This is a genomic window from Streptomyces sp. NPDC060049 (genome assembly GCF_042736715.1).
Classification (GTDB): Bacteria; Actinomycetota; Actinomycetes; order Streptomycetales; family Streptomycetaceae; genus Streptomyces.
Genome location: NZ_JBHWVV010000017.1, coordinates 89,159 through 114,753, shown reverse-complemented (window position 1 = coordinate 114,753; position 25,595 = coordinate 89,159). Strand labels below are relative to the sequence as shown.

General features: G+C 71.3%; 25 protein-coding genes and 1 pseudogene. 12 read left to right on the top strand and 14 right to left on the bottom strand.

Features of this window, described 5'->3' with window-relative positions:
- Positions 1-13: 13 nt before the first annotated feature.
- The 3 genes from ACFWBY_RS28410 to ACFWBY_RS28400 all read left to right on the top strand — a co-directional run bounded on the left by ACFWBY_RS28410 (position 14) and on the right by ACFWBY_RS28400 (position 2,456).
- Complete coding sequence (locus ACFWBY_RS28410) at positions 14-1,156, top strand: NADH-quinone oxidoreductase subunit D (RefSeq protein WP_385331189.1); 1,143 nt, start codon at positions 14-16, stop codon at positions 1,154-1,156.
- Positions 1,157-1,208: 52 nt separating this feature from the next.
- A complete protein-coding gene (locus tag ACFWBY_RS28405; protein ID WP_385331187.1) occupies positions 1,209-2,060 on the top strand; it encodes an arylamine N-acetyltransferase in 852 nt (283 codons plus the stop codon).
- A 180-nt stretch (positions 2,061-2,240) separates the two neighbouring features.
- Positions 2,241-2,456, top strand: a complete 216-nt coding sequence (locus ACFWBY_RS28400) for a hypothetical protein (protein ID WP_385331184.1) — start codon at positions 2,241-2,243, stop codon at positions 2,454-2,456.
- On the opposite strand, the pseudogene ACFWBY_RS28395 reads toward ACFWBY_RS28400, so the two are convergent.
- The 5 genes and pseudogenes from ACFWBY_RS28395 to ACFWBY_RS28375 all read right to left on the bottom strand — a co-directional run.
- Positions 2,453-2,743, bottom strand: a pseudogene (locus tag ACFWBY_RS28395) (NAD(P)-dependent oxidoreductase); the annotation flags it as partial. The gene ACFWBY_RS28400 and the pseudogene ACFWBY_RS28395 sit on opposite strands and share 4 nt — an antisense overlap.
- A 13-nt stretch (positions 2,744-2,756) precedes the next feature.
- A complete protein-coding gene (locus ACFWBY_RS28390) occupies positions 2,757-3,875 on the bottom strand; it encodes a hypothetical protein (protein WP_385331181.1) in 1,119 nt (372 codons plus the stop codon).
- A 109-nt stretch (positions 3,876-3,984) separates the two neighbouring features.
- Positions 3,985-4,974, bottom strand: coding sequence for an ABC transporter substrate-binding protein (locus tag ACFWBY_RS28385; RefSeq protein WP_385331178.1), 990 nt, complete (start codon positions 4,972-4,974; stop codon positions 3,985-3,987).
- Between the two features lie 37 nt (positions 4,975-5,011).
- Complete coding sequence (locus ACFWBY_RS28380) at positions 5,012-5,677, bottom strand: ABC transporter permease (protein WP_385331175.1); 666 nt, start codon at positions 5,675-5,677, stop codon at positions 5,012-5,014.
- Complete coding sequence (locus ACFWBY_RS28375; protein WP_385331172.1) at positions 5,677-6,405, bottom strand: ABC transporter permease; 729 nt, start codon at positions 6,403-6,405, stop codon at positions 5,677-5,679. The genes ACFWBY_RS28380 and ACFWBY_RS28375 overlap by 1 nt, the downstream gene beginning before the upstream one ends.
- 133 nt (positions 6,406-6,538) lie before the next feature.
- Between ACFWBY_RS28375 and ACFWBY_RS28370 the strand changes: the two genes are divergently transcribed.
- Positions 6,539-7,501 (top strand): ABC transporter ATP-binding protein, encoded by a 963-nt coding sequence (locus tag ACFWBY_RS28370; protein ID WP_385331169.1) that lies wholly within the window; start codon positions 6,539-6,541, stop codon positions 7,499-7,501.
- A 38-nt stretch (positions 7,502-7,539) separates the two neighbouring features.
- On the opposite strand, the gene ACFWBY_RS28365 is transcribed toward ACFWBY_RS28370, so the two are convergent.
- Entirely contained in the window at positions 7,540-8,649 is a 1,110-nt protein-coding gene (locus ACFWBY_RS28365; RefSeq protein WP_385331166.1) for an alpha/beta hydrolase, read from the bottom strand.
- A gap of 153 nt (positions 8,650-8,802) precedes the next feature.
- Here ACFWBY_RS28365 and ACFWBY_RS28360 point away from each other — a divergent pair, with 153 nt between their 5' ends.
- The 6 genes from ACFWBY_RS28360 to ACFWBY_RS28335 all read left to right on the top strand — a co-directional run bounded on the left by ACFWBY_RS28360 (position 8,803) and on the right by ACFWBY_RS28335 (position 13,761).
- Entirely contained in the window at positions 8,803-10,656 is a 1,854-nt protein-coding gene (locus ACFWBY_RS28360; protein ID WP_385331163.1) for a phosphatidylglycerol lysyltransferase domain-containing protein, read from the top strand.
- Between the two features lie 81 nt (positions 10,657-10,737).
- Positions 10,738-11,640: a dihydropteroate synthase gene (gene folP / locus ACFWBY_RS28355; protein ID WP_385331160.1), complete on the top strand. Its 903-nt coding sequence runs from the start codon at positions 10,738-10,740 to the stop codon at positions 11,638-11,640.
- On the top strand, positions 11,637-12,080 hold the full coding sequence (locus tag ACFWBY_RS28350) for a nuclear transport factor 2 family protein (protein WP_385331157.1): 444 nt from the start codon (positions 11,637-11,639) through the stop codon (positions 12,078-12,080). Before folP ends, ACFWBY_RS28350 begins: the two co-directional genes overlap by 4 nt.
- 130 nt (positions 12,081-12,210) lie before the next feature.
- Positions 12,211-12,570 (top strand): dihydroneopterin aldolase, encoded by a 360-nt coding sequence (gene folB / locus ACFWBY_RS28345; RefSeq protein ID WP_030010912.1) that lies wholly within the window; start codon positions 12,211-12,213, stop codon positions 12,568-12,570.
- Positions 12,567-13,175, top strand: coding sequence for a 2-amino-4-hydroxy-6-hydroxymethyldihydropteridine diphosphokinase (gene folK / locus ACFWBY_RS28340; RefSeq protein ID WP_385331154.1), 609 nt, complete (start codon positions 12,567-12,569; stop codon positions 13,173-13,175). The genes folB and folK overlap by 4 nt, the downstream gene beginning before the upstream one ends.
- A 97-nt stretch (positions 13,176-13,272) precedes the next feature.
- A complete protein-coding gene (locus ACFWBY_RS28335) occupies positions 13,273-13,761 on the top strand; it encodes a DUF3180 domain-containing protein (RefSeq protein ID WP_385331151.1) in 489 nt (162 codons plus the stop codon).
- 106 nt (positions 13,762-13,867) lie between these two features.
- Here ACFWBY_RS28335 and folE read toward each other — a convergent pair whose 3' ends face one another.
- The 6 genes from folE to dacB all read right to left on the bottom strand — a co-directional run bounded on the left by folE (position 13,868) and on the right by dacB (position 21,430).
- Positions 13,868-14,476, bottom strand: a complete 609-nt coding sequence (gene folE, locus ACFWBY_RS28330) for a GTP cyclohydrolase I FolE (protein WP_385331148.1) — start codon at positions 14,474-14,476, stop codon at positions 13,868-13,870.
- Positions 14,477-14,580: 104 nt separating this feature from the next.
- Complete coding sequence (gene ftsH / locus ACFWBY_RS28325) at positions 14,581-16,614, bottom strand: ATP-dependent zinc metalloprotease FtsH (protein ID WP_385331145.1); 2,034 nt, start codon at positions 16,612-16,614, stop codon at positions 14,581-14,583.
- Positions 16,615-16,807: 193 nt separating this feature from the next.
- The gene (gene hpt, locus ACFWBY_RS28320; protein ID WP_030158549.1) at positions 16,808-17,368 is read right to left on the bottom strand and encodes a hypoxanthine phosphoribosyltransferase; all 561 of its coding nucleotides are present in this window, start codon (positions 17,366-17,368) and stop codon (positions 16,808-16,810) included.
- A gap of 66 nt (positions 17,369-17,434) precedes the next feature.
- Positions 17,435-18,553 (bottom strand): tRNA lysidine(34) synthetase TilS, encoded by a 1,119-nt coding sequence (gene tilS / locus ACFWBY_RS28315; protein ID WP_385331141.1) that lies wholly within the window; start codon positions 18,551-18,553, stop codon positions 17,435-17,437.
- 244 nt (positions 18,554-18,797) lie between these two features.
- On the bottom strand, positions 18,798-19,949 hold the full coding sequence (locus ACFWBY_RS28310) for a zinc-dependent metalloprotease (RefSeq protein ID WP_385331138.1): 1,152 nt from the start codon (positions 19,947-19,949) through the stop codon (positions 18,798-18,800).
- Between the two features lie 38 nt (positions 19,950-19,987).
- Positions 19,988-21,430 carry a D-alanyl-D-alanine carboxypeptidase/D-alanyl-D-alanine-endopeptidase gene (gene dacB, locus ACFWBY_RS28305; RefSeq protein WP_385331135.1) on the bottom strand — a complete coding sequence of 481 codons (1,443 nt, stop codon included), beginning with the start codon at positions 21,428-21,430 and terminating at the stop codon, positions 19,988-19,990.
- 163 nt (positions 21,431-21,593) lie between these two features.
- On the opposite strand from dacB, the gene ACFWBY_RS28300 reads away from it, so the two are divergent.
- Positions 21,594-22,088, top strand: coding sequence for an inorganic diphosphatase (locus ACFWBY_RS28300; RefSeq protein WP_008742522.1), 495 nt, complete (start codon positions 21,594-21,596; stop codon positions 22,086-22,088).
- Between the two features lie 181 nt (positions 22,089-22,269).
- Complete coding sequence (locus ACFWBY_RS28295) at positions 22,270-23,922, top strand: threonine/serine exporter family protein (RefSeq protein WP_385331132.1); 1,653 nt, start codon at positions 22,270-22,272, stop codon at positions 23,920-23,922.
- Between the two features lie 118 nt (positions 23,923-24,040).
- Here ACFWBY_RS28295 and ACFWBY_RS28290 read toward each other — a convergent pair whose 3' ends face one another.
- Both ACFWBY_RS28290 and ACFWBY_RS28285 read right to left on the bottom strand, forming a co-directional pair.
- Positions 24,041-24,748: a DedA family protein gene (locus ACFWBY_RS28290; protein WP_385331129.1), complete on the bottom strand. Its 708-nt coding sequence runs from the start codon at positions 24,746-24,748 to the stop codon at positions 24,041-24,043.
- A gap of 83 nt (positions 24,749-24,831) precedes the next feature.
- Positions 24,832-25,590: a MerR family transcriptional regulator gene (locus ACFWBY_RS28285; protein ID WP_385331126.1), complete on the bottom strand. Its 759-nt coding sequence runs from the start codon at positions 25,588-25,590 to the stop codon at positions 24,832-24,834.
- Between the last annotated feature and the right edge of the window lie 5 nt (positions 25,591-25,595).

The following is a 25,595-nucleotide window of genomic DNA, read 5'->3' as shown; positions in this document are numbered from 1 at the left end:
CGACAATGCCGCCATGACGGAGACCACGGTCGGCATCGGCGGCGCGGCGGAGAGCACCGACATGGTGCTGAACATCGGCCCCCAGCACCCTTCCACGCACGGCGTGCTGCGCCTGCGCCTCGTCCTGGACGGCGAGCGGATCGTCAGCGCCGAGCCGGTGGTCGGCTACATGCACCGGGGCGCCGAGAAACTCTTCGAAGCGCGGGACTACCGGCAGATCGTGATGCTCGCGAACCGCCACGACTGGCTGTCCGCGTTCTCCAACGAACTGGGCGTGGTCATGGCCGTCGAGCGGATGCTCGGCATGGAGGTCCCCGAGCGGGCGGTGTGGATGCGCACGCTGCTCGCCGAGCTGAACCGGATACTGAACCACCTGATGTTCCTCGGCTCGTACCCCCTCGAACTGGGCGGCATCACCCCGATCTTCCACGCGTTCCGCGAGCGCGAGGAGCTCCAGGCCGTGATGGAGGAGATCTCCGGCGGCCGCATGCACTACATGTTCAATCGGGTCGGCGGCCTCAAGGAGGACCTGCCGGCCGGCTGGCTGGGCCGCGCCCGCGCCGCCGTCGCCGACGTCCGCACCCGCATGGACGTCTACGACAAGCTGGTCCACGGCAACGAGATCTTCCGCGCCCGCACGCGCGCGGTCGGCGTCCTGTCCGCCGAGGCGGTGCACGCGTACGGGGTCTCCGGCCCCATCGCCCGCGCCTCCGGCGTCGACTTCGACCTGCGCCGCGACGAGCCGTACCTCGCCTACGGCGAGCTCCAGGACGTGCTGAAGGTCGTCACCCGCACCGAGGGCGACTGCCTGGCCCGCTTCGAGGTGCTGCTGGAGCAGACCCACAACGCGCTGGACCTGGCGGTCGCCTGCCTGGACCGGATGGCGGAACTGGCGCCCGGCCCGATCAACCAGCGCCTCCCGAAGGTGCTGAAGGCCCCCGAGGGCGAGACGTACGCGTGGACCGAGAACCCGCTGGGGATCAACGGCTACTACCTGGTCTCCCGGGGCGAGAAGACCCCGTACCGCCTCAAGCTGCGCTCGGCGTCCTACAACAACATCCAGGCCCTGGCGGTCCTCCTGCCGGGACAGCTGGTCGCGGACATGGTCGCGATCCTCGGCTCGCTCTTCTTCGTGGTCGGCGACATCGACAAGTGAGGCCGGCGCTCGTACCGCCCCCTGATGCGAACTGGCGTTCTAGGGTGGGCGGATGACTTCCGCTACCTACCTCGACTACCTGCGGCGGCTCGGCGTCACCCATCCCGGTACGCCCAGCGCCGAGGGGCTGTTCGCGCTGCAGCGCGCCCATCTGGAGCGCGTCCCCTACGAGAACATCGACATCCAGCTCGGCCGGCCGGCCGGCATAGACCCGGAGCTGTCCGTACGCCGCTTCGCCGCCGGACGCGGCGGCTACTGCTTCCACCTCAACGGCGCCTTCGCCGCGCTGCTGGAGCACCTCGGCTACGACGTGACCCGCCACGCCGGCGGCGTGAACACCGATCCCGCGGACCGCGGGATCAACGGCGGACACCTCGCCCTGACCGTCCGGGTCGACGGGGCCGAGTACTACGTCGACGCCGGGCTCGGCGACGGCCCGTACGAGCCGCTGCCGCTGCGCGAGGGCACGTACGAGCAGGGCGCGTTCCGGTACGGGATGGAACGGCTGGCCCCGCTGGACGGCGAGGGGCCGGGGTGGACCCTGCGCACTCCGGAGGGCCACATCGCGAGGGTGAACTTCCGCTCCGCGCCGGCCGTGACCGCCGACTTCGAGACCATGCACGCCTGGCTCTCCACCGCCGGGGACTCACCCTTCGTGCGCACGCCGGCCGCGTTCCGCCGCGACGGCGCGACCGTGGACACGCTGCGCGGACGGATCCTGACCCACAAGGACGCGGTGAGGGGCACGAGCCGGCGGGAACTGGCCACGCAGGAGGAGCTCTGCGAGGTGCTGACCACCGTGTTCGGTCGCGAGATCGACGACTTGACCCCGGCGGACCGGTCGGCGCTGTGGGCCCGGGTGAACCTCGCCCACGAAACGTGGCGGGCGGGCCAGGAGGCCTAGGCCGTCTCTCTCGGATCTTGCCGGGCCCACGGTGTCCGGAGAGGGCCGCCGGGTCGCGGCTCCCGGCCCGGCGGCCGGGAGCCCGTGCGGCCGGGTCCGCGACCCCCGGCCGCGCGGGGCGAACGCCCGCCGGTCCGGGTCGGCCGGCCCGATGTCCGTGGCACAGGGCAGACTTGGGGCATGTCCCACTCCCCCCGCCGGGCCTGCCCCTCCTGCGGCCGCGACTGCGCCGTCACCGCCGGGCGGATCGCCCGCCACGACCCGCCCGCGGGCCGGGGCCGCGGGGACCTCGTCTCCTGCCCCGGATCCCGTGCCCGCGTGATCCTCGGCGCAGGCGCCCCGACGCTGGACGGCTTCACCCTGGCCCCTCATCCGGGCCAGCTGTCGCTGTTCTAGGCCGTACCCTCCAGCAGCCCGATCAGCCGAGAGCTGCTGTCCGCCCCGAAGCCCGCCTCGACACCGCGCCGGTAGAGCTCGGCGTGCGCGGTCAGGATCCCGGTGTCCACCCCGGAGGCCGCGGCGGTGTGCAGGACGTGCTCGACGCTCGCCGCGCACATCGCGAGGCGTTGGTAGGTGCCCTCGTGCGCGTCCGAGTCGACGAGCGGGGCGGAGCCCTCGTAGAACCCGCGCATCGTGTCGGCCGTGTACCCGGCGTACGGCAGGACGTCGGCCGCGGTCAGGCCGTTGGCGCGGGCCTCAGGAGATGGCGGTCCGCAGCCGTGCCACGTCGATCGGCTCGGTCTCGTCGTGCGCCGTCAGGTCGATGACCTGGCCCACCGCGCGGTGCTCGGCGGTGGCGGGCTTGAACTCGGGCTCCGAGCCGCCCTGGGCGGACTCCGCCTTGTGGACCGCGAGGGCCTCGGCGCCGACCACGTCGGCCAGGTCCTCGTTCTGGACGGACTCGATGACCGCGCGGGCCTGCGCCGCGGTCTTCGTACCGAAGAAGTCGAAGCCGCCCATCGCGCGCGAGGCCGCCCGGCGCTGCGGATCGTACGGGGTCACGGCAGCCGCGAGCCGGCGCGCGGGCACCGCTGCGGCAGGTCCGCCGAGCGCGGGGCGTACGTGCGCCTCCGGCGCGGCGGGCCCGGCCGGGGCCTGCGGGGCGGGGTCTGCCGCCGGAACGGCGGTTCCCGGCGCACCGGCGACGGCAGCCGGAACCAGCGCCGGGGCGGAGGCGGGGGCGGGGGCCGGGTCGCGCGGCGAATCCCCCGTGCCCGCTTGCGCCTTGCGGGCCAGCGCCGCCAGCGCGGCGTTGGCGCGGGCGAAGCCGACCGGGGTGGGCGCGCCGGCCGAGGTGCGCTCCTCGGAGACGGCCACCAGCTCCTTCGGGGGCGCGGCGGCCTCGATGGCCGGGACTCCGGCGGCCTCGAGGGCCAGCAGCCGGCGCCGCTCCAGGGCGCTCGCCCGCTCGGTCTCCGCGGTCGCGTAGCGCCGCAGCAGCGAGGCGTGCTCACCGCGCAGTCCGGCGAGTTCGACCCGCTTGGCGCGCAGCTTGGCGTCGAGCTTGCCGCGCAGCACCCGGGCCTCTTCGAGGTCGGATTCGAGCTCGGCTATCCGCTCGTCCGTCTTCCATTCGTCCTTGACCCGCTCGCGCCCGAGCTCCGCGACCCGGCGCCCCGCGGCACGGTCCCAGGACCGCATGACGACGGCGCCGGTGACGCCGGCGGCCGCGGTGAGGGCCACGAGCAGGCGCAGCGCCATCGGTTCCGCGAGCAGCCAGGCCGCTGCGGCCCCGGCGACGGACACACCGGCGACGGTCGTCGGCGTGAGCAGCCGGTGAAGGGGTTCGGGATTGCGGTGGCGTCCACGGGGCATGGCCTGGAATTTACAGGGCGTGGACAGGGTGTGGGGTAGCTGCCCGGGAATCTGTTCCCGAGCAGTTACCCGCGCGGTGAGCCGACTTTCCGCGCCAAAGGCCCAACTGCTACTTCTTCACCAGACCTTTGGACTCCAGATAGGCCTTCGCGACATCGGCCGGCTTGGCGCGCTCGGAGTCGACCTTGCGGTTCAGGTCGATGAGGTCCTGCGTCGTGAGCGCCTTGGTGAGCTTGTCGAGCGCGGCCGCGATCTCGGGGGCGCCGGCGTCCTTGGCGTTGACCACCGGCAGGACGTTGTCGGCGTTCTGGAGCTTCTTGTCGTCCTCCAGCAGGACCAGGCCGTAGCTGTCGAGGGTGGCGTCGGTGGTGGTGGTCAGGACGAGCTGGTCCGCGCCGTCCTTGACCGCCTGCTTCGCCTGCGGGGTTCCGACGCCCTTCGGGTCAATACCGGAAACATCGATTCCGTATGTCTTCTTCAAACCGGGTGCGCAGAAGGGCCGCACCGCGCATTCGTCGCCCGCCGCGATCTTCACCTTGAGACCGGACGCGCCGAGGTCGGAAAGGGTCTTGAGATTGTTCTTCGCGGCGAATTCCTTGGTCACCGCGAAGGCGTTCTGGTCGACCGCCCCGCCCGCCGGCAGCGCCTTCAGCCCGAGGGGACCCGCCAGCTTCTCCAGGGCGGCCACCGTCGCCGCCGCGTCGCTCGACGCCACCGGCTTCTCGGTGGCCTCCTTCGAGCCGTTCACCTTGGCGTTGAGGAACTCCGCGAGGGTCGCCGCGTACTCCGGGACGACGTCGATCTCGCCCTTCTCCAGCGAGGGCTCGTACAGCTCGCGGTTGTTGACCGTGGTGATCGAGGTGGAGTAGCCGGCGTCCTTGAGGACCTGCGCGTACAGCTCGGCCAGCACGTTGGACTCGGTGAAGCCGGCCGCGCCGATCACCAGTTTGCCGCCCTTGCCGCCCTCGCCCGCTCCGGCGGCGGCGGAGGAGCCGGCGTCCTTCGTCTTCTCCAGGCTGTCGCCGCCGCACGCGGCGAGCGATGCGGTCAGGGCGACGGCACCCAGGGCCGCGCCGAGGACGCGTGTGGACTTGCTCATGTCGATCTCCTTCTCGAGGGGAACTGCCGAGGGTGCGTCAGCGGGCGGCCGAGCCCGGGAGCAGCCGGTCGAGCAGCACGAGCGCGCCCTCCACCAGGAGCGCCAGCGCCGCGACGAGCAGGGCGCCCGCGACGACTTGCGGGGTGTTGTACGTGTTGAAGCCGGCGGTGATGATCCGGCCGAGCCCGCCCTGGCCGACCATCGCGGCGATGGTGGCCGTGGCGATGACCTGGACGGCGGCCGAGCGCAGACCTGTCATCACCAAGGGGCGCGCGAGCGGGAGTTCCACCCGCCACAGGAGCTGGCCGCCGGACATGCCCATGCCCCGGGCGGCCTCCACCACCGAGCGGTCGACCTCGCGCATGCCGACGTAGGCGTTGGTGAGGAGGGGCGGGACGGCGAAGAGCACGAGTGCGACGATCGTCGGCACGTAGCCGGCGCTCCGCAGCGGCGAGACCATGAACAGCGCCAGGACCGCGAAGACGGGGACGGCCCGGCCGATGTTGGAGATGTTGACTGCGAGGCCGCCGCCCTTGCCGAGGTGGCCGAGCCACAGTCCGACGGGGAGGGCCACCGCGCAGGCCAGGGCCAGGGCGACACCGCTGACGTACGCGTGTTCGCCCAGGCGGTGCCGGACGCCGCTCTCCCCGGCCCAGTTGGCCCCGTCGGCCAGCCAGTCCCAGGCCTGTGCCAGCACTCCCATCAGGCACCCTCGGCGCTGGGTACGCCCCGCGGGGCACGGGCCGCGCGGGCGGCGCGGGGACGGGTCGCCCGGGTCCAGGGCGTGAGCAGCCGCTGGAGGCCGATCAGCAGCAGGTCCGCGACCAGTGCGAGCAGTACGCACAGCAGCGAGGCGGTGAGCACCTGGGCCTTGAAGGAGCTGTTGACGGCGGGTGCGATGAGGTTGCCGAGGCCGCCCTTGCCGACGATGGAGCCCACCGTGGTCAGCGCGACGGTCGAGACGGTGGCGATCCGTACGCCGGCCAGCAGGGCGGGGAGCGCCAGCGGCAGTTCCACCTGCCACAGCAGCCGGCCGGGGCCGTAGCCCATTCCGCGCGCGGCTTCCCGTACCTCCTCGGGGACGGCTTCCAGGCCGGCCAGCACGTTGCGGACGAGGATCGTCAGCGAATACAGCACGAGGCCGGTCACCACCAGCGCCGCCGAGAGGCCGAAGACGGGCAGCAGCAGGGAGAACATGGCGAGCGAGGGGACCGTGTAGAGCAGGGTGGTGAGGCCGAGCACGGGGGCCGCCCAGCGGCCGCCGCGGCGGGCCAGCAGCGCGAGCGGAACGGACACGGCGAGGCCGATCAGGACCGACACACCCGTGATCCAGACGTGTTCGAGGGTGGCGTCGGTGAGCTCCTGGGACCGGGACGTGACGTAGTCCCAGCAGATCCAGTCGTTCGCCACCAGGCAGCTCTGCCCGGCCATGCGCTCCTCACCCCCGTCACCGAACGTACGTGGGAACGACCCTAACCCGCACCGCTGACAATGGCCGGAATCCTTCGCACTCGCGCAACACACCCTTCACGAACCGTCCGCGCGGGTAGGGAAAGATGGCGAGGTGATCCGATTCGAGCAAGTGACCAAGCGCTACCCCGACGGGACGACGGCGGTCCGCGACCTGTCCTTCGAGGTCGCGGAGGGCGAGCTGGTCACGCTGGTGGGCCCGTCCGGCTGCGGCAAGACGACCACGATGAAGATGGTCAACCGGCTCATCGAGCCGACCTCCGGCCGGATCCTGGTGGACGGCGAGGACGTCGCGGACGCCGATCCGGTCGAACTGCGCCGCCGCATCGGCTACGTCATCCAGCAGGTCGGGCTGTTCCCGCACAAGACGGTGCTGGAGAACACGGCCACCGTGCCGCAGCTGGTCGGCACCCCGAAGGCCAAGGCCCGCGCACGGGCGGCCGAACTCCTCGACCTGGTCGGGCTGGACCCGGGCGTCTACGGGAGCCGCTACCCGGAGCAGTTGTCCGGCGGGCAGCGCCAGCGTGTCGGCGTGGCCCGCGCGCTGGCCGCCGACCCGCCGGTGCTGCTGATGGACGAGCCGTTCGGCGCGGTGGACCCGGTGGTGCGCGAGCGGCTGCAGAACGAGTTCCTGACGCTCCAGAAGACGGTGCGCAAGACGATCCTGCTGGTCACGCACGACTTGGAGGAGGCGGTCCGGCTCGGGGACCGCATCGCGGTCTACGGGGCGGGCACCATCGAGCAGTTCGCCCGTCCCGCGCGGGTGCTGGGCGACCCTGCGACGGAGTACGTGGCCGGATTCGTCGGCGCCGACCGGGGTCTCAAGCGGCTCGCCGTCACCCCGGTCACGGAGGCCGACCTGAGCGCCGCGGACGCGGACGCCCCCACCGCCGAAGTGGCACTGGGGGCGACGCTGCGCGAGGCGCTCGCGCTGCTGCTGCAGGAGGACTCGGGCCGGATCGGCGTCACCGACCCGCACTCCGGCGCCCTGATCGGCGTACTCACCCCGGAGGGGGTGCACCGGGCGCTGCGCCGGGCGGCCCCGCAGGGGGGCTGACCGCGGTCCGACCCCGCAGGGGCCTGACCGCAGCCGCCTCAGGCCTGGATGCGGCCGCTCATCCACACCAGCATCGGCGGGATCTCGCGGCGCCACGTGTTGAAGTTGTGGCCGCCACTGTCGAGGATGATCGAGGAGACCCGGTCCGGGCCCTTGACCAGCTTGATGAACTTCTTCGTGTCACCGAGGTTCGGCTCGCCCGACTCGCTGCTGGTGACGAGGAAGGACGTACCGGTCGGCTTCTTCGCCTTGACGGACTCCAGCACGTTGGCGCGCGCCTTCAGCTTCTCGTCCCCGTGGAAGAGGTCACCGGTCGTCGGGTCGTCCGGGGCCTCGTAGTACGCGGAGAGGCCCGCGGCGGCGCCGAAGGTCTGCGGGTAGTGCGCGGCGATCTTCAGGGCGCAGTAGCCGCCGGTCGAGTTGCCGATGAAGCCCATGTTGCGCGGCTCCTTGCCCACCCGGAAGGTCGACTGGATGGCGCGGGGCAGGTCCTCGGCGAAGAAGGTCTCGGTCTGCGGGCCACCGGGTATGTCCACGCACTCGGTGTCGCGCGGGGGCGCGATCGTCGGGCGGAGCATGACCAGGATCATCGGCTTCATCTTGCCCGCCTTGGCCTGCTTGAAGGCCGTCATCGGGTAGTTCAGCCCTTTGATCAGGTTCTCGGCCGTTCCCGGGTAACCCGTGAGGATGATGGAGGCCGGGAAGTTCTGGTCCTTGTGCTGCGGCTGGAAGTACTCCGGCGGCAGCCACACGTAGCCCGGGCTCGTTATCTTCGACTTCTGGCCGGTTATGGCCACCTTCAGGATCTGACCGCCCACCTGAGGCTTGGCGCCGCCGGGCACGTCGAGCTTCTGCTTGTCGACGATCTTGATGTCGTCGCTGCTCATCCCGTGGTCGACGACCTTGCCGATCGACGTCTCCTGGCCGAAGAGGTCGGCCCAGGACCCGTAGAAGAGGAACGACTTGTTGGCCGCGAGACCCACCGCCGAGAACAGCGCCAGCTGCGTCGCCAGCAGGAGGCCGATGCGGCCGAGGACCGAGCGCCAGGAGCGGCCCGAGAGCTTCGGCCAGAACCACACCGTGGCCGCGAAGAGCAGCACACCGGCGATGATGGCCGACGCCAGAACCGTATTACTGGTGAGACCCATGAGCAGTGAGTCGACTTTCTATGGCAGGACTGGTTTTTTTCTCGACGGAAGAGTGAACCCGCGGCCCCTCGATGTCGTCCTAGGGGACGCACCACACACCGGAGGCTGTCGCGGCCTTCGGCCACATGATCTCTCGCGGAGCAACGGGAAGCGATGTCTAGCAGGATAGATGGCGATAAGTCGGGGCAGGTTCCGAAGCGGGTCGGCCGAATCCTCCGTGGCCCACGACCGGAGGCCGTCCCCGGCCTGGTGGGCACGGCCGTCATGGTCGTCGGCCTGCTGGACATTGCCGCGGGAGTCTTCCCGCGCTTCAGGCACAGCCGTATCCATGCCGTAACCGAGGTGCTGCCCGGCTCCTTCGGTCCCTTCGCCGCGGCCCTGGCCCTCAGCGTGGGCGTCCTGCTCCTGCTGCTCGCCCACGGGCTCAAGCGCCACAAGCGCCGCGCCTGGCGGGCAGCCGTGGTGCTGCTTCCGGCGGGCGCCGTCGCGCAGTTCACGTACCGCCACTCCATCGTCGGCGTGGTGATTTCCGCGGTCCTCCTCGCGCTCCTGCTGCGCCACCAGGGTGAATTCAAGGCGCTCCCGGACCCGCGCAGCCGCTGGAAGGCGCTCGCCAACTTCGTCCTGATGAGCGCCGGCTCCATCGGGCTCGGCCTGATCATCGTCAACTCGCACCCGGGCCGGGTCGTCGGCGAACCGGGCGTGTACGAACAGATCAGCCACGTCGTCTACGGGCTCTTCGGCTTCGAGGGTCCCGTCGACTACGCGGGCCGCGTGTCCTGGACCGTCGGCTACTCGCTCGGCGCGCTCGGCATGCTGACCGCCGTCACCACCATCTACTTGGCCTTCCGCCCCGAGCACCCGGCCGCGCGGCTCACCGCCGACGACGAGGTCAAGCTGCGCGGGCTGCTCGCCAAGCACGGCGGCCGCGACTCGCTCGGCCACTTCGCGCTCCGCCGCGACAAGGCCGTCGTCTTCTCCCCCAGCGGCAAGGCCGCCGTCACCTACCGCGTCGTGTCCGGCGTCATGCTCGCCTCCGGCGACCCCGTCGGCGACGTCGAGGCGTGGCCGGGCGCGATCGAGCGGTTCATGGAGGAGGCCAAGGCCCACTCCTGGACCCCCGCCGTCATGGGCTGCAGCGAGACGGGCGGCGAGGTCTGGACCCGCGAGACCGGGCTCGACGCCCTGGAGCTCGGGGACGAGGCCATCGTCGACGTCAAAGACTTCTCGCTCGCCGGCCGGGCGATGCGCAATGTCCGCCAGATGGTCAAGCGCATCGAGCGCAACGGCTACACCACCAAGGTCCGCAGGGTCAGCGAGCTGACCGAGACCGAGCTGGAGCAGGTGCGGGGCGCCGCCGAGGCCTGGCGCGGCACCGACACCGAGCGCGGCTTCTCCATGGCGCTGGGCCGGGTCGGCGACCCGGGCGACGGCGACTGCTACATCGCCACCGCGCACCGCGTCGAGGAGGGCGACACCTCCCCCTTCGGCGACCTGAAGGCCGTCCTGCACTTCGTTCCGTGGGGAGAGGACGGGATGTCGCTGGAACTGATGCGCCGCGACCGCGCCGCCGACCCCGGCATGAACGAGCTCCTGATCGTCGCGTCCCTGGAGGCTTCCCCGGCGCTGGGCATCGAGAAGGTCTCCCTGAACTTCGCGATGTTCCGCTCGGCGCTGGCCCGCGGCGAGAAGATCGGCGCCGGCCCGGTGCTGCGGATGTGGCGCAGCCTGCTGGTGTTCCTCTCGCGCTGGTTCCAGATCGAGTCGCTGTACAAGTTCAACGCCAAGTTCCGCCCCCGCTGGGAGCCCCGCTTCGTGGTCTTCCGCACCACCCGCGACCTGCCCCGCATCGGCTTCGCCGCGATGCAGGCCGAGGGCTTCGTGACGCTGGCCCTGCCCCGCCTGTTCGCCGGCCGCCGCCGCCCCAAGCCCGTCCGCACCTGCGCCCACCACCACGTGCGCGCGGCGGTGCCCGTCCCGTCCGAGCGCGAGGTCCAGGCCGCCTGACGTCCGTACGCCGTCCAGGGCCCCCGCAGCCGCCGGCTCCGGGGGCCCTGCCGCGTCCGGGCCAGCCCATACCCTGGAGTCATGAACACGAAGCGCGCGGCCGCCGAGCGGGGCCGGGTCACAGGGCTGCCGGAATGGGACCGCTGCGGGGTCATGGGCGTCGTCAACGTCACGCCCGACTCCTTCTCCGACGGCGGCCGCTGGTTCGACACGACCGCTGCCGTCAAGCGCGGCCTCGACCTCGTCGTCCAGGGCGCCGACCTCGTGGACGTCGGCGGCGAGTCCACCCGCCCCGGCGCCTCCCGCGTCGACGAGGAGGAAGAGCTGCGCCGCGTGGTCCCCGTCGTCCGGGGCCTCGCCTCGGAGGGCGTCGTCGTCTCCGTGGACACCATGCGCGCCTCGGTCGCCGCGCAGGCCGTCGCCGCGGGCGCCGCCCTCGTCAACGACGTCAGCGGCGGGCTCGCCGACCCCGGCATGATCCCGGCGGTCGCCGCCGCCGAGGTGCCCTTCGTCGTCATGCACTGGCGCGGCTTCAGCGACGGCATGAACAGCCTCGCCGTCTACGACGACGTCCTCGCCGAAGTCACCGCCGAGCTGCGCGCCCGCATCGACGCGGTCGTCGCCGGCGGGGTCGCCCCCGAGCGGATCCTCGTCGACCCGGGTCTGGGCTTCGCGAAGAACGCCGAACACGACCTGGCCCTGGTCGCCCACCTGCCCGAACTGCGCGCCCTGGGCTTCCCGCTGCTGGTCGCCGCCTCGCGGAAGCGTTTCCTCGGACGGGTGCTGGCCGGCGCCGCCGACGCCTCACCGCCGCCCGCCCGCGAACGCGACGCCGCCACCGCGGCCGTCTCCACGATCGCCGCCCAGCAGGGCGCCTGGGCCGTCAGGGTCCACGAGGTACGGGCGAGCGCGGACGCGGTTCGGGTGGCCCGCGCCGTGGAAGGGGCACTGCGTACACGTAACGACGAGGAAGGAGCCCGGTGAGCCGTAGCGACATCGAAGCCGTCGAAGAGGTCAACACGGCCTTCTACGAGGCCATGGAGCAGGGGGACTTCGACGCACTGTCCGCGCTCTGGCTCGAAGACGAGATCTCCTGCGTGCACCCGGGCTGGCCGGTGCTCTCCGGACGCGGCGAAGTACTGCGCTCGTACGCGCTGATCATGTCCCACACCGAGTACATCCAGTTCTTCCTCACCGACACCAAGGTCGCCGTCATAGCCGACACCGCACTGGTGACCTGCACGGAGAACATCCTCAGCGGCGGGCCCGCCGAGGACGGCGGGGAGCTCGGCCCGCTCGTCGGCCAGCTCGTCGTCGCCACGAATGTGTTCCGACGCACACCGGGGGGCTGGCGGCTCTGGTCGCACCACGGTTCTCCCGTCCTCACGGACTCCGACGAGGACGACGAGGAGGAGTCCGCCTGACCCCTCCGTCGGGGTCCGGAGTGTTTCGCAGGTAAATTCGAAGCTGGACGACGCCGACCGCACTCGGCTTTGGCCCATGGATCCGGGAGTCCCGGACCGGAAGAACCTACGAAAAGCAGGAGTGATTCGCGTGGATCGTGTCGCGCTGCGCGGCCTCAAGGCTCGCGGGCACCATGGCGTCTTCCCCCGGGAACGCGAGGAAGGCCAGACCTTCATCGTCGACCTGGTGCTGCACCTCGACACCCGACCCGCGGCGGCCGGCGACGACTTGGCGAAGACCGTGCATTACGGGGTAGTAGCCGAAGAGGTGGTCGACGTGGTCCAGGGCGAGCCCGTGGACCTGATCGAGACCCTCGCCGAGCGGATCGCCCAGCAGTGCCTCAAGCACGAGGCGGTCGCCCAGGTGGAAGTCGTCGTCCACAAGCCGGACGCGCCGATCACCGTCCCCTTCGACGACGTGACCATCACGATCACCCGGAGCCGCGCATGAACAACGGAATGAACGTCCAGAGCGACCCCACAGTCCAGCCCGTCCCCGCGTCCGTCGTCGAGGCCGTCGACGCGGCGGACGTCACGCTGTCCAACCCGAAATGGGCCGTCCTCGCGCTCGGCGCGAACCTCGGCAACCGGCTGGAGACCCTGCAGGGCGCCATCGACGCCCTCGGGGACACCCCGGGCCTGCGGGTCAAGGCCGTCTCCGCCGTCTACGAGACCGAGCCGTGGGGCGTGGAGCCGGGCTCGCAGCCCTCGTACCTCAACGCCGTCATCTCGGTGAAGACCACCCTGCCGCCCAGCTCGCTGCTCGAACGCGGCCACGCCATCGAGGAAGCCTTCGACCGCGTCCGCGAGGAGCGCTGGGGACCCCGCACGATCGACGTGGACGTCATCGCCTACGCCGACGTGGTCTCCGCCGACCCGGTCCTGACCCTGCCGCACCCGCGCGCCCACCAGCGCGCCTTCGTGCTGGCCCCCTGGAACGACATCGACCCCGAGGCCGCGCTCCCGGGGCACGGGAGCGTCGCCGAGCTGTTGGCCGGGGTCGGCTTCGCGGGTCTCACCCGCCGGGACGACCTCGAACTGCGCCTCCCCGAGTAGCGGCCCGCCCCGGGGCTGACGCACGGGGCCTGCCCCCGCCCGCGGAGCCGAAGACTTAGGATCACCGGGGTACGCACAGAAAGCGGGGAACAGGCACGTGAAGCAACTGAGGCCGGCGGTCCTGGCGGGCATTTTCGTGATCGCCGGGGTCCTTTCCTGGGCCGGCGCCCGGCTGTGGAACTCCTACGGCTCGCTCCCGGGCGTCCCGCTCGCCGCCCCCATCGTGCTCGGCGCCATCGCGGTGGTCCTGCTGGCGACGGCCCTCTCGCTGCGCGCCCGCCTGAAGGCGCAGCGGGAGCGGGTGGCGGACGCCAAGGGCGTGGAGCCGCTGATGGCGGCCCGCGCGGTGGTGTTCGGCCAGGCCAGCGCGCTGGTCGCGGCCCTGGTCGCGGGCGCGTACGGCGGTGTCGGCGTCTTCCTGCTGACCGACGCCCTCGACGTCCCGGCCCGCCGCGACCAGGCCTGGTACGCCGGCTTCTCGGTCCTGGCGGGCGCCGCGGTCGTCGCGGCCGCCCTCTTCCTCGAACACGTCCTGAAGCTCCCGGACGACGAGGACACCGACCCCGAAGCCCCCGCCCGGGCCTGACCCGTCACCCGGGTCGTCCGCGGACCAGGCGGCCGTTTCACGAGCTCGGAGCACCGGTCCCCCTCCGCGACGTCGCGGAGGGGGACCGCAAGCACGACTAGGGTCACTAGCGGGCGATGATGAGGCTCATCGCCTCCGCGCGGGTCGCCGAGGCGCGGAGCTGGCCGCGGACCGCGGACGTTATGGTCTTGGCGCCCGGCTTGCGGATGCCACGGACCGACATGCACATGTGCTCCGCCTCGATCACGACGATCGCTCCGCGCGCGTCCAGGATCTCCATGAGCGAGTCGGCTATCTGCGTAGTGAGACGTTCCTGCACCTGCGGGCGACGGGCATAGACGTCCACGAGGCGCGCCAGCTTGGACAGGCCGGTGATCTTTCCGTTCTCCGACGGGATGTAGCCGACGTGGGCGACTCCGTGGAACGGCAGCAGGTGGTGTTCGCACAAGGAGACGATCTCGATGTCCTTCACGAGGACCAGCTCGTCGTGACCCAGGTCGAACACCGTCGTCAGGACGTCCTCCGGCTTCTGCCGCAGACCGCCCAGAATCTCCTTGTACGCCCGCGCCACGCGGCCGGGCGTCTCCAGCAGGCCCTCGCGGTCGGGGTCCTCGCCGACGGCGATCAGGAGCTCGCGGACCGCCGCCTCGGCGCGCTTCTCGTCGAACTCGCCGATCGTGCCCTCGCCACCGGTCAGGGTCACTGGGTCGGTCATTTCTTCCTCGTTCCTGTCTGTGCACGCGCGGCGTGAAAGTGCCGCGCCCCCCAGGCTAGAACCTGGGGGGCGCGGCATCCATTCCGGGAGGGGTCGTCCACCGGTTACTCGGAACGCTCCTCCGGGGAGGGCTCCGGGGACTTCTCCACGGACACGGCCGAGGAGGCCGGGGCCGCCGACGTGCCGTTCGCCGCGTTCGTCAGCTGGAGCTCCTTGGGAGAGAGCACCGGCGGACGGGTCGACGGGGTGCGGTGCGAGGAGCCGGTCCACGCCGGGCGGGCCGGACGCTTCACGATCGTCGAGAAGACCTCGGCGATCTGCTCCTTGTTGAGCGTCTCCTTCTCCAGCAGTGCGAGAACGAGGTTGTCGAGCACGTCGCGGTTCTCGACCAGGATTTCCCAGGCCTCGTTGTGCGCGGTCTCGATGAGCTTCTTGACCTCTTCGTCGACCAGCGCCGCGACCTCTTCCGAGTAGTCCCTCGGGTGCGACATCTCGCGGCCCAGGAACGGCTCGGTGTTGTCCCCGCCGAACTTGATCGCGCCGAGGCGCTCGGTCATGCCGTACTGGGTGACCATCGCGCGGGCCGTTGCCGTGGCCTTCTCGATGTCGTTCGCGGCGCCCGTGGTCGGGTCGTGGAAGACCAGCTCCTCGGCCGCGCGCCCGCCCAGCATGTACGCCAGCTGGTCGAGCATCTCGTTGCGCGTGGTCGAGTACTTGTCCTCGTCGGGCAGGACCATGGTGTAACCCAGGGCCCGGCCGCGGGACAGGATCGTGATCTTGTGGACCGGGTCGGAGTTCGGGGAGGCCGCCGCCACCAGGGCGTGTCCGCCCTCGTGGTACGCGGTGATCTTCTTTTCCCGGTCCGACATGATCCGGGTCCGCTTCTGCGGGCCCGCCACGACGCGGTCGATCGCCTCGTCCAGTGCGTGGTTGTCGATCAGCTTCTTGTCCGTACGGGCGGTCAGCAGGGCCGCCTCGTTCAGGACGTTGGAGAGATCGGCACCGGTGAAGCCGGGCGTACGACGGGCGACCGCGCCCAGGTCGACGTCCGGAGTGACCGGCTTGCCCTTCTGGTGAACCTTGAGGATCTCCAGACGGCCCTGCATGTCCGGGCGGTCGACCGCGATCTGGCGGTCGAAGCGGCCGGGGCGCAGGAGGGCCGGGTCGAGGATGTCCGGGCGGTTCGTGGCGGCGATCAGGATGACGCCGCCCTTCACGTCGAAGCCGTCCATCTCGACCAGCAGCTGGTTGAGGGTCTGCTCGCGCTCGTCGTGCCCGCCGCCGAGACCCGCACCGCGGTGCCGGCCGACGGCGTCGATCTCGTCGACGAAGACGATCGCCGGGGCGTTGGCCTTGGCCTGCTCGAACAGGTCGCGGACACGCGAGGCACCGACGCCGACGAACATCTCGACGAAGTCGGAACCGGAGATCGAGTAGAAGGGGACACCGGCCTCGCCCGCGACGGCGCGCGCGAGCAGGGTCTTTCCGGTGCCGGGCGGGCCGTACAGCAGCACGCCCTTGGGGATCTTGGCGCCGACGGCCTGGAACTTCGCCGGCTCCTGGAGGAACTCCTTGATCTCGTGGAGTTCCTCGACGGCCTCGTCCGCGCCCGCGACATCCGCGAACGTCGTCTTCGGGGTGTCCTTGGTGATGAGCTTGGCCTTGGACTTCCCGAACTGCATGACCCGGGAGCCGCCGCCCTGCATCTGGTTCATCAGGAACAGGAAGACGACGACGATGAGGACGAAGGGCAGCAGCGAGAGCAGCACGCTGAGGAACGGGCTGGTCTTGTCCGGTGCGACGGAGTACCCGTCGGGGATCTGACCGGCTTCGTACTTGGTCTGGAGGTTCTGGGCGAGCTGGACGCCCTGTTCTCCGATGTAGTTGGCCTGGAACTTGGCGCCGGAGTTGTCTCCGAGCTTCTGGTCCTTCTTGAGGTCGATCTTGATCATCTGGCTGTCGCCGGTGGTCAGGCGCGCCTGCTGCACCTGGCCACTGTTGATCGCCTTGATGACCTCGCTCGTGTCCACCGACTTGTAGCCGCCGCCGGAGCCGACGACATTCATCAACACGACCACGGCGAGGACGGCCAGCACGATCCACATGACCGGCCCACGGAAGTATCGCTTCACGTCCATCCATACGGGGCGCTAGGCACCCCGTCCCTCCTGCCCGTAGGTAAATGCTGCTCTGAGTAAAGACTGTTCTTCGGAATGTACCCCTGTATTGTCACCCGCTGCCTCATGGGACGGCTGACAGACCCGCCTTTCCATGCTCCAACGGCGGGAATCGCTCCAGGGTTCCCCTGGCCCGACAGTTGGTCCGGGAGGATCAGCCGCCGTAGACGTGGGGCGCGAGCGTGCCGACGAACGGCAGGTTGCGGTACTTCTCCGCGTAGTCCAGGCCGTAGCCCACGACGAACTCGTTCGGGATGTCGAAGCCGACCCACTTCACGTCGATCGCGACCTTCGCGGCGTCGGGCTTGCGCAGCAGCGTGACGACCTCCAGGGAGGCCGGCTGGCGGGAGCCCAGGTTCGACAGCAGCCAGGACAGGGTCAGGCCCGAGTCGATGATGTCCTCGACGATCAGGACGTGCTTGTCCTTGATGTCGGTGTCCAGGTCCTTGAGGATCCGGACCACGCCCGAGGACTGGGTCCCGGCGCCGTAGGAGGACACCGCCATCCAGTCCATGGTGAGCGGGGTGGACAAGGCGCGCGCCAGGTCCGCCATCACCATCACCGCGCCCTTGAGGACGCCGACGATGAGCAGGTCCTTGCCCGCGTACTCCGCGTCGATCTTCGCGGCCAGCTCGGCCAGCTTCGCGTCGATCTCTTCCTTGGTGATGAGCACCGACTGGAGGTCGCTGCCCATGTCCTTCTCGTCCACCCGCATCACTTTCGTTGTCGGCTGGGGCTCCGGGGAGTGACCCCGGAGGACTCAGCCGTGTTTCAGCACCAATCAGCCCTGCCGGATGACCAGTCTGCCACCCTGCCGCTGGGCCTCGACCCGGCCGGGCAGGTTGATGGCGCCCTGGCCCCGCCAACCGGTGATGAGCCGGTCGACTTCCTCGATGTGGCGGGCGAAGAGGGAGCCGGCGGGGGACCCGGCCGCGACGACGGCCCGGCGCAGCACCCGGCGGCGGACGGCGGGGGGCAGCGCGTAGAGCTTGGCGCACTCCAGGCGGCCGTCCTCGTCCCGTACGCCGCTCTCCGCCTCGGCGGCCCAGGCGTCCAGGGCGTCGGCGTCGTCGCGGGAGAGCTGGGCGGTGCGGGCGAGCGCCTCCACGACCCCCTTGCCGAGCGCCTTCTCCAGGGCGGGCAGTCCCTCGTGGCGCAGCCGGGAGCGGGTGTAGGCGGGGTCGATGTTGTGCGGGTCGTCCCAGACGGCCAGGGACTGGACCATGCAGGCCTTGCGGGCGGTCTGCCGGTCCACCTGGAGGAAGGGCCGCCGGTAGCGGTGGCTGCGGCCTCGCGGTCCGGGGTCTCCGGGACCTCCCGACACCTCGGCCATGCCGGACAGCGACCGGATGCCGGAACCGCGGGCGAGGCCCAGCAGGACGGTTTCGGCTTGGTCGTCGCGGGTGTGGCCGAGCAGCACGGCCACGGCTCCCAGCCGGTTGGCGGCCTCGTCCAGGGCCGCGTAGCGGGCGTCGCGGGCGGCGGCCTCGGGTCCGCCGTCGCGGCCGACGCGCACGGCGACGGACTCCACCGGGTCGAGGCACAGCGCGGTCATGCGGGAGACGACCTCGGCGGCGCGCAGGTCGGATCCGGCCTGGAGCCCGTGGTCGACAGTGATGCCGCCGGCCCGGATTCCGAGTTTGGGGGCCTCGAAGGCGAGGGCGGAGGCGAGCGCCATGGAGTCGGCGCCGCCGGAGCAGGCGACGAGGACGAGCGGCGCGTCGTCGGGGAGCGCGTGGTGGGGGGCGGGCCCGTCCGGTGCACCGGGGCGGCCCGGGGGGCGGCCGGGGCGGCCCACGCGGGGCGGGGGAGCGGGACGGTCGGTGAGGTCGGTGAGGACGTCGTGGAGTGCGCGGCGGACCGCCAGGCGTATCGCCGCGACCGCAGGATGGGGACCCATGTCCGGTGCCCTTCGGTGGAGTTCGGAAGCCTCGGAGGCGCTTGGGAGGCGTTGGGGAGGAGGTGCTGTGCCGGGGTGTCGGCCGGCCGGCCCGGTCCATGACCGGGACGGGGTTGTCACTCAGAGTGCGATGATGGTGACAGAACCGAGCCGTTCCCTGAGCATTGCACGCCCTTCCACGCCTCACGGTCCCTCGGACGGGTGACGCTGTTTACCCCAGAGGGACATCTTCACGCCTCTTGTGTCACACCTCTTCGCTCGCCTCGCTCGGCTCGCTCCCCTTGCGGTGGACCCGGGCCACCCAGTCCGCGGGCCGGGCGATCTCGGCCTTGGTCGGAAGGGTGTTCGGCGAGGTCCAGACCCGGTTGAAGCCGTCCATGCCGACCTGGCCGACGACGGCCCGGACGAACCGCTCCCCGTCCCGGTACTGGCGCAGCTTCGCGTCGAGGCCGAGGAGCTTGCGCAGGGCGGCGTCGAGGCGGCCCGCGCCGCTGGCCCGGCGCTGCTGGAACTTCTCCCGGATCTCGGCGACCGAGGGCACCACCTCGGGCCCGACGCCGTCCATGACGAAGTCGGCGTGGCCCTCCAGCAGGGACATGACGGCCGTGAGCCTGGCCAGCACCTCACGCTGCTCGGGGGTCTGGACGAGCTCGACCAGGGAGCGGCCCTCGTCGCCGTGCTCGGCGTCGGGGCGGGCGCCGGCGAAGGACTGCGCGGCCTCGCGCAGCCGCTCCAGGACGGTCATCGGGTCGATTTCGGTGGCGCCCAGGAACGTCTGGATCTCGCCCTCGAGGTGTGCGCGGAGCCACGGGACGGCCGTGAACTGGGTACGGTGCGTCTCCTCGTGCAGGCAGACCCAGAGCCGGAAGTCGTGCGGGTCCACCTCCAGCTCCCGCTCGACGTGCACGATGTTCGGCGCGACGAGCAGCAGCCGCCCGCCCGTGGCCGAGCCGGGCAGGTCGAGCGCGGCCGGCGCGAAGGTCTCGTACTGGCCGAGCACCCGGGAGGCCAGGAAGCTGAGCAGCATCCCCACTTCGACGCCGGTGACCTTGCCGCCGAACGCGCCGAGGACGGCGCCGCCGGGGGTGGCGGCGCGGCGCTCCTGCATCTTGCCGAGCAGCGGCGCCAGGAGTTCGCGGAAGCCGGCCACATTGGCCTTCACCCAGCCGGCGCGGTCCACGACGAGGACGGGGGTGTCGGGCGGCGCCAAGCCTTCCGGCATCATCCGGGTGAACTCGCGCACGTGCCGTTCCGAGGTCTTGGCGTGCCTGCGCAGCTCCGCGACGACGGCCCGCGCCTCGTCCCGGCTGACCTCCGGGCCGGGCCGTACCAGCCGGGTCGCGGTCGCCACCGCGAGGTTCCAGTCGACCATCTCCGCACCACCGATGCTCGTCATGCGTCAACCGTACGTGGACCGGCGCGCGGAGGGGATCCCTATGACCCGGCGGCCACGGCTGCCGCGAGCTTGTCGAGGCCCTTCTCGGCGGCCCCCGCGTCGGCGGTGTCGGCGGTCAGGAACGCGAAGGCCAGGAGTCGGCCGGAGGGGTCGACGACGGTGCCGGCGAGGGAGTTCACCCCGCGCAGGGTGCCCGTCTTGGCCCGGAGCAGGCCGGCTGCCGGGGAGCTGCCGGCGTTGCGGGTGCGCAGGGTCCCGGTGAACCCGGCGACGGGCAGTCCGGTGAGGACGGGCCGCAGCTCGGGCCGCTGCGGATCGGCGGCCTTGGCCAGGAGGGCGGTCAGGAGGCCGGCGCTGACCTTGTCGGCCCGGTTCAGGCCGCTGCCGTCGGCGAAGTGGGAGCCGGAGGTGTCGACGCCGAGCGAGGCGAGTTTGGCTCCGAGCGCCTTCTCGACGCCTTCGAAGCTGGCGGGCGCTCCGGCGGCCAGGGCGGTCTGGCGGGCCAGCGCCTCGGCGATGTCGTTGTCGCTGTGGGTCAGCATCCGCTCGACGAGTCCGGCGAGCGGCGGCGAGAGGGTCGCGGCGAGCGGTACGGCGCCGGCGGCGGCCTTGGCCCTCACGGGTTCGCCCGTCACCTTGACCCCGCGTTCGGCCAGCAGGACGGCGAAGGCGCGGGCGGTGTCCCTGGAGGGGTCCTCACTGCGCTTGACGGGTCCGGAGAAGGAATCGTCGGGGCGGCCCTCGTCGGCCGCGAGGGCCGTGACCGGGGCGATGTTGTCGTTCTCGCCGATCGGGTGGCGGACGGGGCCGGTGTAGAGGGAGTCGTCGTAGCCGAGGGAGACGCTGTCGGTGCCGGCGGCCTTGAGGGCCTGGGCGGTGTCGGCGGCCAGGGCGACGAGGCTTCCGCCGGAGCCGGCGGGGGCCTTCTTCCTGGCGGTGAGCGAGGGGTCGCCGCCGCCGACCAGGATGATCTTGCCGGGGGCGGCTCCGGGGGTCACCGTGGTGCGGATCCGGTGCTCGGGCCCGAGCGCGGCGAGCGCGGCCGCCGCGGTGGCGATCTTGACCGTGGAGGCGGGGGTCATGGCCTCCCGCGAGCCGGACTCGTACAGGACCTGCCCGGTGCCGGTGTCGACCACCGAGGCCGCGCGGACGGTTCCCAGGGCGCGGTCCGCGAGCAGCGGGCGCAGCGCCGCGGCGAGGGATCCGGAGTCGACGGCCTCGGCCCGGCTGTCCGTGGCGGCCGCGCCGGACGGTACGCCGACCAGCACGCCGGGGGCGCTGGGTGCCGGCCGGGGCCGGGCGCCGGCCTCGTCCCCACCGTGATCTGCGCCACCCGTACGGCCCCAAGAGGCGGCCTCGTCCCGCTCGGCCTTACGCTGGCCGGAGTCCCATGGACCCGCGGCGGCCACCGTCGCGGCCGACAGGGCGAGGCCGGCGACGGCCGACACCGCGATGAGCTGCCAGGTCTTGACCAATGGCACCTCGGACCAGCCCCTTTCGCGATCACACATATGCGTGAGGGACACTTAACCACTGCGTCTTGCCGCGAGCATGGCACCCCACCCGGCAGGGCTGGGTCGGCCGCGCACGCAGGTGAATCAACGCAGTCCCCAAGCAATGCAGCTGATCATGGAGGAGCAGGACGTGGAGTTCGACGTCACCATCGAGATCCCCAAGGGTTCGCGGAACAAGTACGAGGTGGACCACGAGACCGGCCGGATCCGTCTGGACCGTCGCCTCTTCACCTCGACCAGCTACCCGGCCGACTACGGCTTCGTCGAGAACACCCTCGGCGAGGACGGCGACCCGCTGGACGCGCTGGTCATCCTTGACGAGCCGACCTTCCCGGGCTGCCTGATCAAGTGCCGCGCCATCGGCATGTTCCGCATGACGGACGAGGCGGGCGGCGACGACAAGCTGCTCTGCGTGCCGGCCTCCGACCCGCGTGTCGAGCACCTGCGCGACATCCACCACGTGTCCGAGTTCGACCGCCTGGAGATCCAGCACTTCTTCGAGGTCTACAAGGACCTGGAGCCGGGCAAGTCGGTCGAGGGCGCGAACTGGGTCGGCCGCACCGAGGCCGAGGCCGAGATCGAGGCTTCGTACAAGCGCCTCGAGGCGCAGGGCGGCCACCACTAGGTTCTGCCTGGTAGCGAGCTGACATCGCGGGCGGCACCCCTTCACGGGGGTGCCGCCCGCCGTCGTTCCCGGGGGTGCCGGTGCCCGGTCGCCGCCCGGCCACCTCCCGGCCCGCGCTGGTTTCGCCGTGGATGAGACCGTTCCGCATACTGATACGGGCTGGCCGGGGACTGGAGGACGCGTGGCGGAGGGCGAAGCATCCGGGACAGAGGACCGGAAGCCGAAGTCGGACGAGGCGCACAGCGCGTTCTCCGTGCCGCAAGGGGTCGGAGTGGAGCCGGAGGCGGCCGACGAGGACCAGCCGACCTCGGAGTTCGCCGTCCCCGGCGGGCTGCCCTCGGTGGCCGTGGAGCCGGAGGGCTCCGCCTTCGCCACCCCGCACACCTACAGCGCCTCGCAGTCGCCCGCGGCCTACACCGGCCCCGCGGGTTTCCCCGCGGCCCGGCTGGAGTCCCCCTGGCAGGACCGCATGCGCACGATGCTGCGCATGCCGGTCGACGTCCGGCCGGTCCCGGAGCCCACGCAGAAGCCCGCCGTCGAGACCGGGCCAGCCGTGGGCCGCGTGCTCGACCTGACGCTGCGCATCGGCGAACTGCTGCTCGCGGGCGGTGAGGGCGCCGAGGACGTGGAGGCCGCGATGTTCGCGGTGGCCCGCAGCTACGGCCTGGACCGCTGTGAGCCGACCGTCACCTTCACGATGCTGTCCATCACCTACCAGCCCTCGCTGGTGGACCACCCCGTCTCGGCGAACCGCACCGTCCGCCGCCGGGGAACCGACTACAACCGCCTCTCGGCCGTCTTCCGCCTCGTCAACGACATCAGCGCGCACGAGGTCGACATCTCGCTGGAGGACGCCTACCGCCGGCTCGCCGAGATCCGCCGCAACCGGCACCCGTACCCCGGCTGGATGCTCACCGGCGCCGCCGGGCTGCTCGCCGGCGCCGCCTCCACCCTGGTCGGCGGCGGAATCCTCGTGTTCTTCGCGGCCGCACTCGGGGCGGTCCTCGGCGACCGGCTGGCCTGGTTCTGCGCCGGGCGCGGGCTGCCGGAGTTCTACCAGTTCGTGGTCGCGGCGATGCCGCCGGCCGCGATGGGCGTGGCCCTGAAGCTCACCGAGTTCGACGTGCGCTCCTCCGCCGTGATCACCGGCGGTCTGTTCGCCCTGCTGCCGGGACGGGCCCTGGTCGCAGCCGTGCAGGACGGTCTGACCGGCTACTACATCACCGCTTCGGCCCGGCTGCTGGAGGTCATGTACCTCTTCATCGGCATCATCATGGGCGTCCTGGTGGTGCTCTACATCGGCCTCCAGCTCGGTTCCAATCCGCGACCCGAGGACGTCCTCCAGATCACCCAGCGGCCGCTGATCCAGATCGCCGCATCGATGGTGCTGGTGTTCACGTTCGCGATCCTGCTTCAGCAGGAACGTTCCACCGTGTTGTTCGTGACGCTGAACGGCGGGGTCGCCTGGGTGGTCTACGCCGCCCTGCACTACGCCGGGCGCGTCCCCGCAGTGCCGTCCACCGCGATCGCGGCCGGCCTCGTCGGCCTCTTCGGGCAGCTCCTGGCACGCCACCGCCTCTCCTCGGCGCTGCCCTTCGTCACGGCCGCCATCGGCCCGCTGCTGCCGGGCTCGGCGACGTACTTCGGGCTGCTGCTGATCGCCGAGGACCGGCTGAACGAAGGCCTGGGCTCGCTGACGAACGCCGCGGCCATCGCGCTCGCCATCGCGATCGGCGTCAACCTCGGCTCGGAGATGTCCCGCCTGTTCATGCGGATCCCCGGCGCGGCCAGCGCGGCCAAGCGCCGCGCGGCGAAGCGCACACGCGGCTTCTAGCGCTGCGGCCGGAAGGGCCACCGCCCTGGCGCTGCGGCCGGGAAGGGCCCCGGACGCGCCGGTGCCCCGCCGACCGTGTCATCCGGTCGGCGGGGCACCGTAGGGGCTGTGCGGGGCGTCAGCGCTTGGCGTGGCGGCCGCCGCGCGGGGCCGGGTCCGGGGCCTGCGGGTCGCCTCCGACGGCGGGCTGCTCCGCGCGCTCCCCCGCCTTCTTCTTCTCCTTGCGGGACTTCAGTACCTCGAAGATCACCGGGATCACGGAGATCAGGACGATGCCGATGAAGATCGGCTCGATGTTCTTCTTGATCACTTCGAACTGTCCGAGCTGGTAGCCCAGGATCGTCACGCCGGCGCCCCACAGGACACCACCGATGACGTTGAACATCAGGAAGGTGCGGTACTTCATCGCCGTCGCGCCCGCGACCATCGGCGCGAAGGTCCGGATGATCGGCACGAAGCGCGCGAGCACGATGGCCTTGGGGCCGTGCTTCTCCATGAAGTCGTGCGCCGCGTCGAGGTTCTCGCGCTTGAAGAGCCGGGACTGCGGCCGGTTGAAGATCTTCGGACCGAAGACCTTGCCGATCATGTATCCCACCTGGTCGCCCAGGATCGCGGCGGCCACGATCAGGGTGCACACCAGCCACAGCGGCTGGCTGATCGTGCCGCTCGCGACGAACAGGCCCGCCGTGAAGAGCAGCGAGTCTCCGGGCAGGAACGCGAAGAGGCCTGATTCCGCGAAGACGATGACCAGGATGCCGACCAGGCCGAATTGCCCGATCAGATACTCCGGGGAGATCCACTCAGGACCGAGCGCAAGCGTATTCACGAGTTCCGGGCTCTCCTGGATCGGGGGGATGTCCGTCCAATTATGAACGCACACCACCCCCGGCTGGTTCCAGGGCCCGGCGCTTAGACCCTGTGGACCGCGTTCGCCGTGATCGCGTCCCGCAGGTGCTCGGCGAGGCCCGGGCGCAGGGAGTCGTAGAACTCCTTGAACCGCTCGTCCGCGACGTACATCTCGCCGAGGCCCGTGTGGATCTCGTACGAGCAGTCGTAGAACCATGTGGAGATGTGCAGGCGGTGCTCCTCGGCCATCTCCATCGCGCGCGGGCCCTCGGCGGGCTCACCGGCCTCCATGAGCGCCGCGTACCGGGCGCCCCAGTCGGCGACCTGGTCCTGCATGCGCTTCCAGTCGTCCTTGGTGTAGGCCGCCGCCCTGCGCTGCGACTCCGCGTAGCTGTCGGTGCCGCCCCAGCGCCGTTCGGCCTCCTCCGCGTACTGCTCGGGGTCCTTGTCCCCGAAGACTTCGAACCGCTCCTCGGGCGTGAGGTTGATGCCCATCTTCTTCGCCTCCATGGCGTGCTCAACGGCCTCGGCCATCTGCTGGAGCCGGGCGATCCGGGCGGACAGGAGGGCGTGCTGCCGGCGCAGGTGCTCCCCCGGGTCCGTTTCCGGGTCGTCCAGCAGGACCGCGACCTCGTCGAGCGGGAAGCCGAGCTCCCGGTAGAACAGGATCCGCTGCAGCCGGTCGAGGTCGGCGTCCTCGTAGCGCCGGTGTCCCGCCTGGCTGCGGCCGCCCGGGGAGAGCAGCCCGATCTCGTCGTAGTGGTGCAGCGTCCGCACCGTGACTCCGGCGAATGTGGCGACCTGGCCCACGGAGTAGCTCATGTTCC